Raw genomic sequence first — 19,354 nt, forward strand, 5'->3', positions numbered from 1 at the left:
TTTAAAAAGAGAATTGGAGGGATATATGGTGAGTAAGATTGTAATAGCGTTGGGAGGAAATGCACTGGGAGATACGCTAGAGGAACAAATGAAATCAGTAAAATTAACGGCTGAAAGTATTGTAGATTTAATCGAAGGTGGAAATCAGGTAGTTATTACTCATGGAAATGGACCACAAGTGGGAATGATAAACTCAGCAATGGAGCTTGTTAAAAAATCTCAAATACCATTAACAATGTGTGTTGCAATGAGTCAAGGATATATTGGATACGATTTGCAAAATGCAATTAGGGAAGAACTTTTATCACGTAATTTAAATAATCCTGTTACAACTCTCATTACTCAAACTCTTGTGGATCCGAATGATAACGCATTTTTAACCCCTACAAAGCCAATTGGAGTTTTTTATTCAAAAGAGGATGCTGAAAAATTAGAGAAGACTGGGATAGTGATGAAAGAAGATTCTGGTAGGGGATATAGGCAAGTTGTTTGTTCTCCAAAACCTATTGATATAATTGAAAAGGAAACGATTTTAGAACTAGTATCGGCTGGAGAAATAGTCATTGCATGTGGTGGTGGTGGAATTCCAGTTATTCAAACAGAAAACAACCATTTAAAAGGTGTACCAGCAGTAATTGATAAAGATTTTGTAGCAGCTCTATTAGCTAAAGAGATAGATGCAGATTGCCTTATTATACTAACCGCAGTAGAAAAGGTTGCTATAAACTTTGGAAGGACAGATGTTAAATGGTTGGATTCACTAACGGTAGAAGAAGCAAAAAGATATATTAATGAAGGCCAATTTGCACCAGGGTCTATGTTGCCAAAAGTGGAGGCAGCCTTAGAATTTGTTTCTTCAGGAAAAGGAAGGACTGCAATTATTACGCTTTTAAGCAAAGTACATGATGGGATTTTAGGTAAAACAGGAACTCACTTTAAAATGTAAAGTTAAATTTATGCATTATGCTATAGATATCCAAAACAAAACTTAAACTTATGCAATAACTTACCGAAAGGACAGGTACTCTGTTGTTTCGGTTACTTAGAATAAGTTGAGGCTTTCTAACATCATAAGTTGCACCATTTCAGCATGCTCCCGAGACAAGCTCGTGACAAGCAAAAATGGAACAACTTCTGATGAAGAAATGCCTGCAACATATTCTCTAATGTAACACTGCACAAAAGAGTACCTGTCCTTTCTGATATAGCAGATTTTTCAAGCTATAAGTATAATTCTCAAATTGGATATCTATAGATATCAAAATCGTAACCTAGACTTATGCAGTAACTCACTGAAATCATAAATATTTTGCTCCACAGCTAGCTGTTGGACATTGTACTCGTTGAGGATATAAGTTTAACTAGAGATTTAGGAGGAGAGGAATACAACTACATATAAGGAATAATCACAAAAACATAAAATGAAAGAAGTGCTTATGAATGATTATTATTAAAAATGGAACTATTGTGACTGAATCAGAAAGTTATTGTTCAGATATTATGATAGAAAATAATAAAATATCTTGTATTGGAGCGAATTTGTTCAATGATAATGCAAAAATCATTGATGCTTTGGGAATGTATATAATTCCTGGAGCAGTGGATGTGCATACTCATATGGATTTGCAATCTGGAAATAGCCGTTCAATAGACGACTTTTATACTGGAACTGTTGCAGCTGTTTGCGGTGGAACTACAAGTATTGTTGATCATGTAGCCTTTGGTCCTAAAAATTGTGCTCTTCGCCATCAAATTGACGAATATCATAAATTGGCTAATGGAAAAGCAGTAATTGATTATGGATTCCATGGAGTAATACAGCATGTAAATGATGAGGTTTTATCTGGAATGGAGTCTTTGGCTAAAGAAGGAATTTCTAGCTTTAAGATTTATATGACATATGATTTTAAACTGGATGACGTCTCAATTTTAAAAGTATTAAAAAAAGCAAAAGAATTGGGAGTAATTATTGCTGTACATGCTGAAAATAATGATGTTATAAATTACCTTAGAGAAAATTATGTTTCAAATGGCTGCTTAGAAACAATATACCATGCAAAATCACGACCAGACCATTGTGAAGCAGAGGCAATTAGCAGAGTGCTACATCTTGCAGCACTGGCAGGAGATGCCCCGATTTATATTGTCCATATTTCTACTGAAAAGGGATTGGATGAGATAAGAAAAGCAAGAGCGCAGGGGCAAAAGAATATTTTTTCTGAAACTTGCACTCAATACTTAACAATGACAGAGAAAAAATATCTTGAGCCAGACAATAATGGACTAAAATATGTAATGTCTCCACCTTTGCGTCAAAGTAATGATATTGATGCTCTATGGAAAGGCGTACAAGATGGTGCAATTAATATAATTGCTACTGATCACTGTTCATTCAATCTAAGAGGGGACAAACAAAAGGGTATTAACGATTTTACAAAATGCCCTAATGGAGCTCCTGGCGTTGCTGAACGAGTAAGGGTAATTTTCTCTGAAGGCGTTATGAAAAAGAAAATTTCAATTAATCGTTTTGTAGAACTTTTATGTACAAATCCTGCAAAGATTTATGGACTTTATCCTAAAAAGGGTTCTTTGATTCCAGGTGGGGATGCTGATATTACTATAATTAACCCAAATTCTGAGTATACTCTTACAAGAAGTATGCTTCATGGAGCTGTAGATTACACATGCTTTGAAGGAATGACATTAAAGGGAGATATTTATATTGTAATACAGAGTGGTAAAGTAGCTTATAAAAATAATAAGTTTTTAGGGAAAAAAGGTGATGGAAAATTTATTAAGAGAAAAGTAATTGGATAATAGTATATTGTTTATTTAATATATTAAGCACAGTGGCCACAATAGTTGGTTGTATGCTTTGAATTATAACAAAACATATTTATATTGTAATGTAAATATAAGATGATAAAGGAGATTTAAGCATGAATGTATATGATGATTTGGATTTTTTTAAAAGGCTTATTAAAGGGATTGCGGAAGAGTTTGGTCCAAACTGCGAAGTCGCGATTCATGATCTAAAAGCAGGATATGAACATAGCATTATAGCGATTGAAAATGGTCATGTTACAGGACGTAAAGTTGGGGATGTCGCATCGCGAATTGCAATGGAAACAATTCACTCAAATCTTCAGCATAAAGACCATTATAGTTATAGTACCCGTACAAATGACGGACGTATTTTGAAATCTACTACTATATGTATTCCAGATGAAAATGGTAAAGCGAAAGCACTTCTTTGTATTAATTATGATATCACTCAGCTAATGGTATCTAATAAGATTATAGAAGATTTTGTTTCAATAAAGGAAGTAGAACGCAGTGATGAAGGTGATGTTACAATTCCAACTGATGTTAATCAACTTCTCAAAGATTTAATTGAGGAATCGTATCAATTAATTGGAAAACCTGTTGCGGTTATGACTAAAGAAGATAAAATGAAAGCCATTAAATATTTAGAGAGTAAAGGTGCGCTTTTAATTAAAAGATCGGGAGATAAAATTTCAAAGTTCTATGATATTTCAAAATATTCACTTTACAGCTATTTAAATAATAATGAGGATTAAATATATTACTGTAAAATATTTGAAAGGATGAATAAAAAATTGAACAATTAGTCTTTCATTCTGTAGATTATTAATTTAATAAGTAATAATTTTGTGTAAATCAGATATATATAATAATGGAACTCATATGTAAAATAAATAAGCTTAGAAAAAATGTATTAATAACATATATAAACTTATTGAAATATACCAATATATGGAATATAATTGGAATTGATTAACTAGTCAGTTAGCTGATAATAAAATAAGAAATGACTAGTTCGTCATATTGACAATATAGTAAACGTTTCCTTTATGTTTTATATTTAATGCATAAAAGTGAACCCTTGATCATTAGTAATGTGTATTTTATTAGGAGGTCTTGTGATGCAAGATGAGTATATTGTTAAAGGTAATATTATTTTTACTAAAGAATTAGGTAAATATGAAATATTTGAAAATGGATATATTGTTATTGCTGGCAAATTTGTTAAAGGTGTTTATAAAGAGCTGACTGAAAATTTCAGTAAATTAAAGATTTTAAATTATGGACAGGCACTTATAATACCAGGATTTATTGACATTCATTCACATGCACCACAGTTTCCTAATTTAGGCTTGGGACTGGATAAGGAGCTTATGCCATGGTTAGATTCATATACCTTCCCAGAAGAAAAAAAATATTCAGATATAGACTATGCAAAAAAAGTGTATTCTGCTTTTGTAAAAAGTTTATGGAAATATGGCACTACTAGATCTTGCGTTTTTGCTACCATTCATAAGAATTCAACAAAGTTATTAATGGATTTGTTTGCGGAAGCGGGATTAGGTGCATATGTAGGAAAGGTTAATATGAATAGAAATGCACCAGAATATTTATTAGAAAGTACGGATGAATCTATTCGTAATACTCAAGAACTATTAGATGAATATGGAAAAAAATATGAATTAGTAAAGCCTATCATTACACCAAGATTTGTTCCAACATGCAGCTTCGAGCTTTTAAAAAGTCTTGGGGAATTATCAAAAAAATATAATGTTCCAGTGCAATCTCATTTGAGTGAAAATTTGAGCGAAATCAGTTTTGTGAAAAAACTACATCCCAAATTAAAAAACTATGCAAGTGTCTATAATGAAGCGGGATTGCTTGGTGATCTTCCTACTATAATGGCCCATTGTATTTGGTTAGAAGAAGATGAAATCGAACTAATGGTCAAAAAAGAAGCTTTCATTGCCCACTGTCCTAATTCAAATAACAATTTATCAAGTGGTATTGCTCCTATCCGAAAATTGATAAAAAAAGGCTTAAACATAGGACTTGGAACAGATATATCAGGTGGACACAGTGTATCGATGACTAATGTAATTGCTAGTTGTGCTCAGGTGTCAAAGTTAAAATGGCTAGAAAGTAATAAAGCAGACAGGCCTTTAACCACAGCAGAATTATTATACTTGGCAACAAAGGGCGGAGGAAAGTTTTTTGGTAAAGTGGGAAGTTTTGAAGAAGGATATGAATTTGATGCCTTAATTATTGACGATAGCAGTCTATCCATCTTCAAGCCATTGTCAGTAGAAGAAAGACTAGAAAAATTTATTTACACTGGTGATGACAGAAATATTAAGGAAAGATATGTAGCAGGTAAAAAGATAGAAGAACCGAAACAATATTGAATATTTTTACGCTAAAATTTGATTAACTAGTCAATAAGTACTAGCTTGTATTTATTTTAGGTACATGAAAATAGGTTAGCAAATGGATTGGTTATTTTTTGAAAGTGCCTTAGTCATAATTTAAACAGAATAAAATAGAAAATAGGGGGATTATTTATGAGTGATAAAATGCAACGCATTCCTTTTGAAAAAATGTTAACTTGGATTACTAGAGAGTTAAAAGAAAAAGAATCTATTTTTGGCGTGCATAAAGATAAATTTTATTATAATGAAACTGGAAAATCAATTACTTTATTTAATGAGAAACTTTCATCACCACTTGGACCGGCAGCGGGCCCAAATTCCCAATTAGCACAAAATATTGTTTGTGCATATTTAACTGGAAGTCGTTTTATTGAATTAAAAACAGTACAAGTTATTGATGGAGAAGATATTACAGTGTCTAAACCTTGCATCAATGCACAAGATGAGGGGTACAACGTAGAGTGGTCTACAGAATTAAAAGTGTCAGAAGCCTTTGATGAATATGTAAAAGCCTGGTTTTTACTTCATGTCTTAATGAAAGAGCTTAAATTTGCAAAGGAAAGAGATTTTATGTTCAATATGAGCGTAGGATATGACTTAAAAGGCATAAAATCTCCTAAAATTGATACCTATATTAAAGGGTTGCAAGACGCATCATCTACAAAAATTTGGACAGAATGTGAAGAAATACTTCTTTCTCATATGGATATGTTTTCTGAATTTACAAAGGAAGATTTGGAGAAAATTTCACCAACTATTTGCTCATCTATTACAATATCAACACTTCATGGTTGTCCAGCTAATGAAATTGAAAGCATTGCCAGTTATTTTCTTGAAGAAAAGAAATTAAATACTTATATTAAAATGAATCCTACATTACTAGGAGAAAAGTTTGTTAAAGAAACTTTAACAGCTATGGGTTATGACTATATAGTTCTTAATGGGCATCATTTTACAAATGATTTGCAGTACTCAGATGGAGTTGCAATGCTAAGACGTTTGAAGGCGGTCGCTAATAACTTAAATTTAGAAATAGGAGTTAAACTAACTAATACACTGCCAGCTAAAATTACTAATAATGAATTACCAGGAGAAGAAATGTATATGTCTGGACGTGCATTATTTCCACTATCTATATCTTTAGCAAGTAAATTAGCTAAAGAATTTAGTGGCGATTTGCAAATTTCTTATTCAGGTGGAGCTGATTTCTTTAATATTGATAAGATATTATCTACAGGAATTAGTCCAATAACATTTGCTACATCTATCTTAAAGCCAGGTGGTTACGAAAGAATAACTCAAATGGCTAAAAAAGTTGAGAAACAGCTTAATGGTAAAATTTCTGGAATTAATGTAGAAATTCTGGAGGACATAGTCAAGGAAACTATTAATGATAAACATTATCGAAAAGAGATACGACTTGTTAATAGCAGAAAACTTAATTCTAACCTTCAGTTTTATAATTGTGCAGTTGCACCTTGCTCTGTAGGATGTCCAATTAATCAGCAAATCCCACAATATACAGCTTTAGTGGGACAAAAAAAATATGATGAGGCTTTTTCAATAATTACGATAGATAACGCGTTACCGGCGATCACATCAACTATTTGTAATCATAAATGCCAGACTAAATGTACTAGACTTGATTATGATGAATCTGTTTCAATCAGAGATTTGAAACAAATTGCAGTTTTAAATGCACAGGATAAATTCATTGAGTCTATTCAACCAACAGATATTAGAACTGGTAAAAAAGTTATTATTATTGGAGCTGGTCCTGCAGGTCTTTCATTAGCTCTTTTCTTAAGAAGAAATGGTGTAGATGTTACCGTAAGGGATAAAAAGGAGAGTGCATTGGGTGTTGTAGAGCATGTTATACCTGAGTTTAGAATTTCTTCTGAAATGATTAAAAAAGACTTGGAAATGGTTAAAAGGCAAGGAGTAAAATTTCAATTTTGTATAGATGAAAATATTAACTTAAAGGAATTAAAAAAAGAATATGATTATGTAGTGTTAGCTATAGGAGCATGGAAGCCTGGAAAAATTTCACTAAGCGATTGCGATAATAAAGCAATTAATGCTATTTCATTTTTAGAAAAATATAAGAAACAAGAAGAAAATATTGCTTTAGGTAAAAAAGTTTGCGTTATTGGGGGAGGAGATGTTGCCATGGATGCAGCACGCTCAGCTAAAAGAGTGAGTGGCGTTGAAGAGGTTTCTATTATATATAGAAGAACTAAAAAATATATGCCAGCGGATAATGAAGAAATAGAACTTGCTATTTCTGAAGGTATTTTACTTAAAGAACTCCTTACCCCAATTTCTATTGATGATGGAAAACTTACTTGTGAAAGAATGATTTTAGGTGATAGAGATGCATCCTTAAGAAGAAGTTCTGTAGGTACTGGAGAAATAATAACATTAGATGCAGATACAGTCATTATAGCAGCAGGTGAAAAAATTGATAGTAATTTATTAAGACAAAATGAAATAAATTTGGATTCTAATGAATTTCCTATTGTTAACGAAAAATTAGAAACAAATATTGCAAATGTATATATAATTGGTGATTTAAAAAAAGGTCCATCTACAATTGTTAATGCAATAGCGGATGCAAAAATAGTTACAAAAGATATTCTAGCAAAAGAAGGGTTAAGTTCTGATTTTAAGCAAAAAGATTATTGTACTGATGAAAAGATATTATATGGAAGGAAGGGAATATTAGGAGATTCAAAGTCTTGTGAAGAAGAAGCTGATAGATGTTTAGGGTGCAAGAACATTTGTGAATTATGCGTTGATGTTTGTCCTAATAGAGCAAACGTAATGATTAATGTAAACAGTGATTTTGTTTCTAATCATCAGATTGTACATTTAGATGGTATGTGCAATGAGTGCGGTAACTGTGGTATTTTCTGTCCTCATAAAGGAAATCCATATAAGGATAAAATAACAGTTTTTTGGAGTAAAGAAGATTTTGAAAATAGTGATAACAAAGGATTCTTTATTGAAAATTTAGAAAAAGGCATTTGTCTAGTAAGAACTGAAGAAAACGATATTATAAGTTATACTGTTGGGCAGCAATCAGCAGTTTCAAAAGAAATGGCTAGTCTAATTCAAACGTGCATAGATAAGTATGATTATATGCTTTAGGCATGTGAACATAAATAACAAGTCCAAAGTTGCCATGGATATTTTTCATCAGGCAAGGAGGCAAATTGCCCTCATAGTGGGCCTATTAGGTCAATTTGCCGAAGCAGCATGATGGAAAATAGGCTAGTAAATGGACTTGTCATTTTTTGAATGTGCCTTAGTATTAAGAATTAAATAGATAGCAAGCGAAGAGGTTATGTACCATTGCAAGAGGGGGAGTGTATGGCAAGGATTTAGAAAATTGAAACAACAATAAGGCACATGAATTTGTTATTTATTTGATTGTGCCTAACACTAGCTATAATTTTAAGGAGGACATTTCATGAAAAAAGATGTAACCAAACAAAAACCATCATTTTTGGAGAGTTATTTTCACTTGGAAGAAAATAACTCAAATGTAAAGACAGAAATACTTGCTGGAATTACTACTTTTGTTACAATGGCATACATTATATTTGTTAATCCTAATATATTAAAAATAGCTGGTATGAATTCTGCAAATGCAGTAGGAGATGCAGCAGCACAGTTTAGTGTAGGCTCTGATCCAATAGTATCATCAGTTTTCGTAGCTACTTGTCTCGCAGCTGCCATTGGCACATTAATAATGGGGCTGTATGCAAATCTTCCTTTTGCTCAGGCTCCTGGTATGGGTCTTAATGCATTTTTTACGTATACTGTATGTCTAACCTTAGGTTTTACATGGCATCAGGCTTTATCATGCGTATTCATGTCAGGTGTATTATTTATACTTATTACAGTAACATCCATACGAGAAAAGATAGTTGATGCAATACCTCAAAATCTAAAATATGCAATTTCTGGAGGTATTGGACTCTATATAGCTCTTATTGGATTGAAATCTGGTGGTGTAGTAGTGTCAAATCCAGCAACACTAGTTGGATTCGGAAACTTTGCAAATCCAGGAACACTTCTTACTATAATAGGAATCATAATAACTGCTGTTCTAATGGCCAGGGGGATTAAGGGTTCAATTTTAATTGGAATAATTTCAACTACAATAATGGGAATTCCATTCAAAATCACATCACTTGAAAATTTACATGTTTTCAGTGCACCACCATCACTTGCTCCTACGTTTGCAGCATTTGATTTTGCAGGACTTTTTTCAAAAGGCGGCACATCAATAGGAGGCGCATTTCTTAGCGTTATAATGGTTGTTATAACTATTTGTTTAGTTGATCTTTTTGATACTATCGGAACTCTTGTAGGTACAGCTACAAAAGCAGGAATGGTTGACGAAAACGGTAAGGTTTTAAGAATGAAAAAAGCATTGATTTGTGATGCAGTAGCAACGACTGCAGGTTCAGTTTTAGGTACAAGTACTATTTCAACATATATTGAATCTACAGCTGGTGTTTCAGAAGGAGGAAGAACTGGACTTACTTCGACAGTAGTGGGAATATTATTTATTTTATCATTATTTTTCTCAGGCCTTGTTGGTATAGTTCCTGGACAAGCAACAGCTCCAGCTCTTGTAATAGTGGGTGTTTTGATGATGTCAGCAATTGTTAATATAGATTTCAGCGATTTTACAGAAGCCGTTCCAGCATTTTTTGCTATATCGTTAATGGCTTTTTCTTATAGTATAGCTAATGGAATTGCAGCTGCTATGATTTTTTATCCAATAACAAAAATAGCTACAGGCAGACAAAAAGAAATCCATCCAATAGTGTATATACTTGCAGTATTATTCATTCTTAGATATATTTTACTTCCCTTTGAATAAAACCATGGAATAGTAACTTATATACCAGTTAATGATTATTAGGAAGTATATTATGAGTAAAACATTAGTAATCACAAAACTTGCGAGATAAGTTAAAATGTCTATGCCAAATAAGGTAACTAGGTGTTTAGATTTAATAAGTCACATTCAAAAAATAATCATGGCAACTTTGGATTTGTTATTTATTTTCATGTGCCTAAAACAAGCTATATCACCTAGTTCAGCCAATATGATATTTTCTATTAAAGATAGAACAAGTATCTGTAAGTTTGAAATATTAACTACTGGGAGAGTTTACGGATGCCAGATATCGGATAAAAGGAAAATCAATTGGATAAATATAAATTTCTACATAATAATATAACTGGATTATATAATGGGGGAATTAATAAATGGAGAAAATCAAAAATAATATTAATACTGCTATGGCAAAGAAAAATGCAGATCTTGTATTAAAAAATGCTTCAATAATAAATGTATTTACTCAAAAAATTGAAATAAACGATATTGCAATAAACAATGATACGATTATAGGTATTGGTAATTATGATGGCATTTGTGAAATTGATTGTAGTGGATTGTTTGTTGCTCCAGGCTTTATAGATGCACATGTGCATATTGAATCCTCTATGGTTACACCAGAAATTTTCTCTAATTTAGTTATTAAAAGAGGTGTCACAAGTATTATTGCAGATCCTCATGAAATTGCAAATGTTTTAGGCGAAGAGGGGATAGAATTTATGCTTCAAAACAGTACAAAAGGAGCTATAGACACTTTTTTCATGCTTCCTTCGTGTGTTCCAGCATTGGAGTTTGAGGATAATGGTGCAGTTCTTAAAGCTGATGATTTAAATAGATTTATGGATAATCCCAAAATACTAGGCCTTGGAGAAGTAATGGATGTTAATGCAGTTATCTCATGTAATGAAAGTATGCTGCAAAAAATTATAATGGTATGTAAACATCATAAAAACATTGATGGACATTGTCCTAAAGTTAGTACTGCGGAGCTTAATGCATATTTATGCTCAGGAATTAGTACAGATCATGAATGCTCAAATGTAGATGAGGCTTTGGAGAAACTAAGACTTGGTATGTATGTGATGCTTAGGGAGGGATCAGCTGCAAGAAATCTCATGGATCTTTTGCCAGCCGTAAATAGTAAAAATTATCATAGATTTTTATTTTGCACCGATGATAGACATATTGAAGATATTATGAAAGATGGAAGTATTGACAACTGTATAAGAATTGCAATCAGGGAAGGTCTTGAGCCAATAAAAGCATATACAATAGCTTCTTTCAATACAGCAAATTGCTATAATTTAAGAGATAGAGGAGCGATTGCACCAGGATTTAAAGCTGATCTTGTGATATTTGAAGATATAAAGAAATTAAAGATAAAAGATGTAATTAAAAATGGGAAAATATATTCTAACAAAGAAACATATTCAAAAGTTATAAATAAAAAATCTGTACAGCTTGATTTTATAAAAGATGATTTATTTCATATTAAGGCAATTGGTGAGAAAGTTAATGTCATAAAGGTGAAACCTGGTTCTTTAGAAACTACGAAAGAGAAAAGAAAAATTAGTATTGAAAATGGATTAATAAAAAAGGTTGAAGAAGAAGGGGAAGTTATTAATAAAATAGCAGTGATAGAAAGACATAAAAATAGCGGAAAACACTGTGTAGGATTTATTGAAGGTTTAGGACTAAAAGGAGCCTCAATCGCACAAACAATAGCTCATGACTCACATAATATCATCGTGGTAGGTGATAATGATAAAGATATGGAGATTGCTGTAAATAGTATTATTAATAAAGATGGAGGTATTGTCATTGTATCAAATGGTAAGTTGCTGAATTTTTTAAGGTTACCAATAGGTGGACTTATGACAGGTGAACGTCCGGAAATTGTGATTGATAAGATTAGGAATTTAAGTTTGCTAGCAAGAAAGCATGGAATTAAAAAGGAAATAGATCCATTTTTAACATTGGCTTTTATGGCATTGCCAGTAATACCATATTTCAAAATAACTGCAAGAGGCCTATTTGACTTTAGTAGTTTTAGATTTATAGATTTATTTGCTATTTAAAATGTTACAAGAAAGATGGGATTAATTATGTCTGATGACGTTAAAGAAAAAATACTAAAGGCTACAATGAAAGTAGTTTCAAAAGAGAAAATTAGTGGCACTCGTATGCATATGATTGCCAATGAAGCGCATATGAGTCAAGCAAATTTACATTACCATTTCTCATCTAAAAATGATATATTGATTTCTCTTTTAGATAAAATGCAAGAAGAATTTTCTAATGATCGAAAGAATTATATTAACTTAGAAGATAAAAGTGTAGTTGAAAACATCAAAGGTTTTTTTGATCAAAAAAAGAATGATATTCTCAACAAAAAGGAATTTGATTATACCCAAATAGATTACTGGGTGCAAGGAACAGTAAATGAAGAGATAAAACTAAAATTTAAGAATACATTTGAAATTTGGCGTGGTAGTATTCGTGAAGTTTTATATAAAGATGATCAAATCGAAGATAAAGATACGAATCATTTAGACATGTTACCGTACTTAGCAGTATCTTTAATGCTAGGTGCTTCACTGCAATACTTAATTGATGAGGGGAAATTTGATCTAGATCAATATTTTGATTTAGCAGAAGAAGTGATATTTGGACAAATTCAAAAAAATAACAAGCCAATTTGCCCTAGTATAAAGTAATTAAATTTTTAGTAAGATAAGAATTAATTTAATAGGAGGAATTATAATGGAAAAAATATTATGGAAAGAAAATACCTTGCCTAAAATTGATAAAGAAGAAAGTGTAAAATTTCTTAATAAAGAACAAGTATCAAAGGCAAAGAAATTTCATGAAAGTTTTTTAGAATATGATGAAACACCATTAATAGATTTAAAAGAGTTAGCTGAAAAGATTGGATTGGGAGGAATATATTTAAAGGATGAATCTTATAGATTTGGATTAAATGCATTTAAAGTGTTAGGCGGATCATTTGCAATGGGGAAATATTTATCAGAAAAGTTGGGTGAGGATATAGACGATTTACCATATGAAAAAATGACTTGTAAGGAAGTTAAAGATAAGCTTGGAGATATAACTTTTGTAACAGCAACAGATGGTAATCATGGAAGAGGAGTTGCATGGACAGCTAATAGATTGAAACAAAAATCAGTAGTTTTCATGCCAAAGGGTTCCTCAATTAAAAGATTGAATAACATAAAGGCAGAAGGCGCAGAAGCTAGTATTACAGAACTAAACTATGATGATGCCGTAAGACTTGCAAATAAATATGCAGAAGAACATAATGGCGTAATTATTCAAGATACTGCATGGAAAGGCTATGAGAAAATACCTGCATGGATAATGCAAGGGTATGGAACAATGGCTTTAGAAGCAAGTGAACAATTAAAAGCACTTAATGTTTTAAAGCCTACTCACATTTTCGTACAAGCTGGTGTTGGATCACTCGCAGGAGCTGTTCAAGGTTTCTTTGCTTCGCAATATGGAGACGACTGCCCAAAGACTGTAGTAGTAGAATCAAATCTTGCTGATTGTTACTATAAATCAGCAATAGCAAATGATGGGGAAGCAAGATCAGTTGGTGGAGATATGCAAACAATTATGGCTGGACTTGCTTGTGGAGAAGTTAACACAATTGGTTTTACCATATTAAAGAATTATTCAAAGGCATTTATTTCATGCCCTGATTGGGTAGCTGCTAAAGGAATGAGGATTCTTGGAAATCCATTAAAGGGAGATACAGGTGTAATTTCAGGTGAATCAGGAGCAGTAACGACTGGTGCTTTATATGAAATTATGACTAATGATGAATATAAAGATTTAAAAGAAGCTTTAGAGTTAGATGAAAATTCTAAAGTGCTTTTATTTAGTACAGAAGGAGATACAGATCCAGAGAAATATAGAGAAATAGTTTGGGATGGTAAATATTAATAATTAGGTCACAATGAATGTTTTATCAAGTGAATCTTAGTTGAACTTATACCCTCAAGGGGTACTTCGTCTAGGGTCGTGCCGCTGTTATACAATCACTAATGTGATTTGCATAAGTTCGAGTAACCAAATACAAGATGCTCACAGAGAAAGTTCTGCTGACCAAATACAAGATTTGGAGCATCACTTTTGGACGCTCACTTATCTCCCACTTATAGAAAAGCAGATATGCTAAATTTGCAATTTGGCATAGTCGCTTTCACAAAGTGCGTGGGAATGTTACAGCGACTAGACATCAGATAAATAACCAAGTAGAAGTTCAAAATTTAAAAAGGCGAAAGCTGGTATAAAAAGGTATGGAGGAGTTTTTATGAAAATTGTAGGTAATGGAAGACTAATAACTCAAAACAAGGAAAATCCATTTTTTGAAAATGGTGCGTTAGTTATAAATGATGGTAAGATAATTGATTATGGAAACACTGGTGATATCTTAGATAAATATAATGAGGCAGAATATATAGATGCAAAAGGAAAAGTTATTATGCCAGGTCTTATAAATACTCACGGACATATATATAGCGCCTTTGCAAGAGGTATGAATTTAGATGGTCCAACATCTAAAAACTTCTTAGATATATTAAATAATTTATGGTGGAGATTAGATAAAACTTTATCTCTAGAAGATATAAAGTATAGTGCTTACACAACATTAATGGATAGTTTAAAGTTTGGAGTAACAACATTTTTTGATCATCATGCAAGTCCAAATGCTGTTAAAGACAGCCTTTTTACAATTGGAAATGTAGCAGAAGAACTTGGGATAAGAACTTCGCTTTGTTACGAAGTATCTGATAGAGATGGAGAAGAAATTTTAGAAAAGGGAATTAAAGAAAATGTAGATTATATAAATTATTGCAATGAAAAGCATGATAATATGAAGTCTGCAATGTTTGGAATGCACGCAAGCTTTACCTTATCTGATGAATCCTTAAAAAAATGTGTAAAGGAAGCTGAAAAGTTAAATTGCGGATATCATATTCATGTAGCTGAAGGATTGGCAGATGAAGAACAATGTGTGGAAAAGCATAGCAAGAGAATAGTAGAGAGACTAAATGATTTTAATATATTAGGAGAAAAAACAATTGCAGTACATTGTGTACATGCAAATGAAAATGAGCAAGAATTACTTTTAAATACAAATACGTCTGTAGTGCATAATCCTGAATCAAATATGGGCAATGCAGTAGGTGTATCACCAGCACTTAACCTTATAAAGAAAGGTGTAACTGTGGGACTTGGAACAGATGGTTATACTCAAGATATGTTTGAATCTATGAAGGTCGCAAATATAATTCATAAGCACAATTTAAAAGATCCATCAGTAGCTTGGGGTGAAGTACCTTTAATGCTATTTGAAAATAATAGAAGCATTGCAGAAAGGCATTTTGCAGGAAAATTTGGGATTATTGAAAGAGGAGCTAATGGAGATGTGATAATAGTAGATTACAATCCATTAACGCCAATGAATGAAAGTAATTACAATTCACATATCTTATTTGGAATGATGGGAAAATCTGTGGATACAACTATAGTAAATGGAAATGTTTTAGTTAGCAATGGTAAGCTTCTTAGTGTTAATGAAGATGAAATATTAAATGAAGCTAGAAAAGTAAGTCAAAAGCTATGGGATAGAATTTAATCAAAAAATATTTTGGGAATGAACATCTTTGTTAAAAGTAAGTGTAATAAAAAATAAAATATAACAAGATTAGGAGAATTAAAAATGAAAAAAATAATTAATACTCAAAAGGCACCAGCAGCAATAGGACCATACTCCCAAGGAGTGGTAGTTCAAGGATTAGTATATACTTCAGGTCAACTACCATTAAATCCGGAAACAAAAGTTTTAGAAACTGAAATAAAAACAGCGACTAAACAAAGTTTAGAAAATTGTAAAGCCATATTAGAAGAAGCAGGAACAAGTATGGATAAAGTATTTAAAACAACTGTATTTGTAAAAGATTTAAATGATTTTGTAGCAGTAAATGAAGTTTATGGAACATATTTCAAAGAAAATCCACCAGCAAGAAGTTGCGTTCAAATTGCTAAATTACCAATGGACGCAGTTATTGAAATAGAAGTCATTGCAACAATGGAATAATATTACGATAGATTTATAAAAAGTGATAAGAGAATGGTGAGAATATTATTAGGAGAATATTTACGGTGGAAGGTGAAAAAATGTTTGAAGACATATACAAGCAAATATTAATTGAAGTTAACAACCGTAATCAGTGCGTAATGTTAACTTATCTTGATTTGCATAGTGCAAGACAAGGTTCCATTGTCAGAAAAGTTATTTTAACAAAGGAAGATATAGAAAAAAAGTCTCTTTCACTTAATGACTATATTTACGAAAAAATATGTAGTTGTTTAGAAAGTGGGAAACTTGAATCTTTTAATATAGAAGAAAATGAGACTATTTTAATTGAACCATTCATCCCTAAACCACGTTTAATTGTTTTTGGTGGCGGTCACATAGCAAAACCTTTATCAGAATTTGCATCAAGAGCAGGTTTCTCTATTACTGTTATAGATGATAGACCTTCCTTTGCTAATACAGTGCGATTTCCTGAAGCAGAAAAAGTTATTTGTGAAAGTTTCGAGAAATCCTTTGATTTAATTAACTTAAAGAAGTCCGATTATGTAGTTATTATAACAAGAGGGCATAGATATGATGGAGTTGTTTTGCGTAAAGTCTTAAATCATGACCTTAGTTATGTTGGAATGATAGGCTCAAGGCGCAGAGTAAATGCTATGAGAAGCGAGCTATTAGAGGAGGGCTTTTCTAAAGAAAAGCTTGAATTGGTTAATGCTCCAATAGGTATAGATATATATGCTATCACTCCAGATGAAATAGCTATTTCTATAGTAGCACAGCTTATAAGCTTTAAAAATAAGGGTTCTATGAGTAAGTTTGGTAAAAATTTCGCCATTCCAGAGTTTGATGCAGAAATATTAGAAAATATATCTAAAAAATCATCAGAACCTAAAGCACTTATAACTATACTGTCTTCTAAAGGATCAGTTCCGAGAAAAGCAGGAGCTAAAATGTTGGCTTATCCTGATGGCAGAACTATCGGAAGTATAGGCGGAGGATGCAGTGAATCTGGTGTATTGCAAAAGGCAAGAGAAATTATGCGAGAAAAAGGTTTTTATATAGAGCAAGTTGACATGACCGGTGATGTGGTTGAATCTGAAGGTATGGCATGTGGTGGAACTATGGAAGTGCTAATTGAAGTAATTTAAGCACATGAAAATAAATAACAAGTCCAAATGCTATGATTATTTTTCATCAGGCAAGGAGGCAAATTGCCCCCATGGCAGGCTTATTAGGTCAATTTGGTGATAAGCAGTGAACCAAAAGTGAGAATCAAAGAGTGAGAGTCCAAATTTTATATTTGGTTTCTCGAACTTTCCCTGTGGGCATTTTATATTTCGTTCTTCGAACTTTCACACAGTGCAATCTATGATTTTGTGTAAATCCGCTTAAGCAGACATCCCAAATCTACGATTTGATGATGGTCGCTTACTCTGTGAGTACTCAGGGAGCTTATGCGAGTCGAGCTTCCTCTGATGGAAAATAGGCTAGCAAATGGAATTGTTATTTTTTTGACTGTGCCTTAGGAAGAATTAATTCCATAACATTAATTATTACTAAATTTTATTGAGGAGGTTTATTATGTCACAAAATAATATTAAAAAAGATGACAAAGTAAATGAAATGCTACCAGTAAGTCAGCTTGCTATTTTAGGATTACAACATGTACTAGCAATGTATGCAGGTGCAGTTGCAGTACCATTAATAATTGGCGGTGCTGTAGGTCTAACACCTGAGCAATTAGCATTTTTGGTGGCTGCAGATTTATTTACTTGTGGTATTGCAACTTTAATACAGGCAATTGGGATAGGTCCATATGTTGGTATTAAGCTGCCAGCAATTTTAGGTTGTACATTTGCTGCAGTTGGTCCACTAATTATTATTGGTAAAAGTTTAGGAATGCAAACAGCGTATGGTTCTATAATAGTAGCCGCAATTATTGTTGTATTAGTGGCGCCATTGTATGGAAAGATATTAAAGTTTTTCCCTACTGTTGTAACAGGGACAGTAGTTACAATGATAGGTCTTTCTTTAGTAAATGTAGGGGTCACTAGTATTGGTGGCGGTTCAGGAGCTAAAGATTTTGGAAGTGTAGACAACCTTATACTAGGATCATTTGTAATGATCATTGTTTTAATATCTAATAAATTTCTAAGGGGATTTTTTCAAGCAATTTCTGTTTTAAATGGTATTATTTTAGGAACAATAGTTGCTGCATTTATGGGAAAAGTAGATTTTTCAGTAGTAACAAATGCAAAATGGATAAGTATTGTTCATCCTTTTAATTTTGGATTACCTCAATTTGATATTGGTTCAATAATTATGATGACATTCGTTATGTTAACAGTAATGATTGAATCAACAGGTACATTTCTTGGAATTGGCAAAGTCTGTGAAAAGGTTATCACTGAAAAAGATATTGTACGTGGACTTAGAGCAGAAGCAATTTCAACATTTTTAGGAGGTATATTTAATTCATTCCCATATACAACATTTAATCAGAACCTAGGACTTTTAGCTTTAAGTAAAGTAAAAAGCCGTTTTGTTGTTATAGCATCTGGAATCATTCTTATTTCACTAGGATTGATTCCTAAATTTGCAGCCTTAGCTACTATTATTCCTCAGCCTGTTATAGGCGGAGCTACAACAATAATGTTTGCAATGGTTGCAGTCGCAGGTTTTCAAATGCTTCAAAGTGTAGATTTTAATAATAATGCAAATATGATGATAGTTGCTTGCTCTATTGGTATAGGACTTGGAATTACTGCTGTACCTACGTTACTTGACCAAACACCAACATTTTTCAAGTCCATTTTTAGTAGTGGTATAGTTTCGGCATCAGTAACTGCCGTAATTCTAAATGCATTTTTGAACCATGGTAATAGGAATATTGAAAGCAATATAAAGCAAAATTCGGTTTCAGAATGAATTTTACAAATATCTAGCATAAAACTTAGAGTTATTTGATAGCTTACCAAAATCAAATATATTTTTGTTTCTCAGGACTATGAAAATTTAAATGGAAGCTTACACCAACATTAGCTTGCTCCCAAT

Annotated in this window: 14 protein-coding genes; all 14 read left to right on the forward strand. The window is 32.2% G+C overall.

Annotated features, from left to right (window positions below):
• Positions 1 to 25 precede the first annotated feature (25 nt).
• Complete coding sequence (arcC, locus tag T483_RS0126285; RefSeq protein WP_026889516.1) at positions 26 to 946, forward strand: carbamate kinase; 921 nt, start codon at positions 26 to 28, stop codon at positions 944 to 946.
• A gap of 494 nt (positions 947 to 1,440) precedes the next feature.
• Positions 1,441 to 2,817 carry a dihydropyrimidinase gene (hydA, locus tag T483_RS0126290; protein ID WP_026889517.1) on the forward strand — a complete coding sequence of 459 codons (1,377 nt, stop codon included), beginning with the start codon at positions 1,441 to 1,443 and terminating at the stop codon, positions 2,815 to 2,817.
• A gap of 122 nt (positions 2,818 to 2,939) precedes the next feature.
• Complete coding sequence (locus T483_RS0126295) at positions 2,940 to 3,581, forward strand: helix-turn-helix transcriptional regulator (protein ID WP_012058202.1); 642 nt, start codon at positions 2,940 to 2,942, stop codon at positions 3,579 to 3,581.
• A 366-nt stretch (positions 3,582 to 3,947) separates the two neighbouring features.
• Positions 3,948 to 5,231, forward strand: a complete 1,284-nt coding sequence (gene guaD / locus T483_RS0126300) for a guanine deaminase (RefSeq protein WP_026889518.1) — start codon at positions 3,948 to 3,950, stop codon at positions 5,229 to 5,231.
• Positions 5,232 to 5,387: 156 nt separating this feature from the next.
• The gene (gene ygfK, locus T483_RS0126305) at positions 5,388 to 8,405 is read left to right on the forward strand and encodes a putative selenate reductase subunit YgfK (protein ID WP_026889519.1); all 3,018 of its coding nucleotides are present in this window, start codon (positions 5,388 to 5,390) and stop codon (positions 8,403 to 8,405) included.
• A 322-nt stretch (positions 8,406 to 8,727) separates the two neighbouring features.
• The gene (locus T483_RS0126310) at positions 8,728 to 10,152 is read left to right on the forward strand and encodes an NCS2 family permease (protein ID WP_026889520.1); all 1,425 of its coding nucleotides are present in this window, start codon (positions 8,728 to 8,730) and stop codon (positions 10,150 to 10,152) included.
• Between the two features lie 103 nt (positions 10,153 to 10,255).
• Positions 10,256 to 10,516, forward strand: coding sequence for a hypothetical protein (locus tag T483_RS31955; protein ID WP_207641445.1), 261 nt, complete (start codon positions 10,256 to 10,258; stop codon positions 10,514 to 10,516).
• A gap of 28 nt (positions 10,517 to 10,544) precedes the next feature.
• Complete coding sequence (gene ade, locus T483_RS0126315; RefSeq protein ID WP_026889521.1) at positions 10,545 to 12,251, forward strand: adenine deaminase; 1,707 nt, start codon at positions 10,545 to 10,547, stop codon at positions 12,249 to 12,251.
• A 27-nt stretch (positions 12,252 to 12,278) separates the two neighbouring features.
• Entirely contained in the window at positions 12,279 to 12,890 is a 612-nt protein-coding gene (locus tag T483_RS0126320) for a TetR/AcrR family transcriptional regulator (protein WP_026889522.1), read from the forward strand.
• Between the two features lie 46 nt (positions 12,891 to 12,936).
• A complete protein-coding gene (gene dpaL, locus T483_RS0126325; protein WP_026889523.1) occupies positions 12,937 to 14,139 on the forward strand; it encodes a diaminopropionate ammonia-lyase in 1,203 nt (400 codons plus the stop codon).
• A gap of 370 nt (positions 14,140 to 14,509) precedes the next feature.
• Complete coding sequence (ssnA, locus tag T483_RS0126330) at positions 14,510 to 15,838, forward strand: putative aminohydrolase SsnA (RefSeq protein ID WP_026889524.1); 1,329 nt, start codon at positions 14,510 to 14,512, stop codon at positions 15,836 to 15,838.
• A gap of 84 nt (positions 15,839 to 15,922) precedes the next feature.
• Complete coding sequence (locus tag T483_RS0126335) at positions 15,923 to 16,300, forward strand: RidA family protein (RefSeq protein ID WP_026889525.1); 378 nt, start codon at positions 15,923 to 15,925, stop codon at positions 16,298 to 16,300.
• Positions 16,301 to 16,380: 80 nt separating this feature from the next.
• Positions 16,381 to 17,448: an XdhC family protein gene (locus T483_RS0126340; protein ID WP_026889526.1), complete on the forward strand. Its 1,068-nt coding sequence runs from the start codon at positions 16,381 to 16,383 to the stop codon at positions 17,446 to 17,448.
• A gap of 433 nt (positions 17,449 to 17,881) precedes the next feature.
• On the forward strand, positions 17,882 to 19,228 hold the full coding sequence (locus tag T483_RS0126345; protein WP_017212888.1) for a nucleobase:cation symporter-2 family protein: 1,347 nt from the start codon (positions 17,882 to 17,884) through the stop codon (positions 19,226 to 19,228).
• Positions 19,229 to 19,354: the final 126 nt, after the last annotated feature.

The organism is Clostridium beijerinckii HUN142 (assembly GCF_000621745.1).
GTDB classification, from domain to species: Bacteria; Bacillota; Clostridia; order Clostridiales; family Clostridiaceae; genus Clostridium; species Clostridium beijerinckii_A.

Coding starts and splice junctions, on each gene's coding strand:
- arcC (WP_026889516.1), top strand. CDS start 26: ATGGTGAGTAAGATTGTAATAGCGTTGGGAGGAAATGCACTGGGAGAT.
- hydA (WP_026889517.1), top strand. CDS start 1,441: ATGATTATTATTAAAAATGGAACTATTGTGACTGAATCAGAAAGTTAT.
- T483_RS0126295 (WP_012058202.1), top strand. CDS start 2,940: ATGAATGTATATGATGATTTGGATTTTTTTAAAAGGCTTATTAAAGGG.
- guaD (WP_026889518.1), top strand. CDS start 3,948: ATGCAAGATGAGTATATTGTTAAAGGTAATATTATTTTTACTAAAGAA.
- ygfK (WP_026889519.1), top strand. CDS start 5,388: ATGAGTGATAAAATGCAACGCATTCCTTTTGAAAAAATGTTAACTTGG.
- T483_RS0126310 (WP_026889520.1), top strand. CDS start 8,728: ATGAAAAAAGATGTAACCAAACAAAAACCATCATTTTTGGAGAGTTAT.
- T483_RS31955 (WP_207641445.1), top strand. CDS start 10,256: ATGCCAAATAAGGTAACTAGGTGTTTAGATTTAATAAGTCACATTCAA.
- ade (WP_026889521.1), top strand. CDS start 10,545: ATGGAGAAAATCAAAAATAATATTAATACTGCTATGGCAAAGAAAAAT.
- T483_RS0126320 (WP_026889522.1), top strand. CDS start 12,279: ATGTCTGATGACGTTAAAGAAAAAATACTAAAGGCTACAATGAAAGTA.
- dpaL (WP_026889523.1), top strand. CDS start 12,937: ATGGAAAAAATATTATGGAAAGAAAATACCTTGCCTAAAATTGATAAA.
- ssnA (WP_026889524.1), top strand. CDS start 14,510: ATGAAAATTGTAGGTAATGGAAGACTAATAACTCAAAACAAGGAAAAT.
- T483_RS0126335 (WP_026889525.1), top strand. CDS start 15,923: ATGAAAAAAATAATTAATACTCAAAAGGCACCAGCAGCAATAGGACCA.
- T483_RS0126340 (WP_026889526.1), top strand. CDS start 16,381: ATGTTTGAAGACATATACAAGCAAATATTAATTGAAGTTAACAACCGT.
- T483_RS0126345 (WP_017212888.1), top strand. CDS start 17,882: ATGTCACAAAATAATATTAAAAAAGATGACAAAGTAAATGAAATGCTA.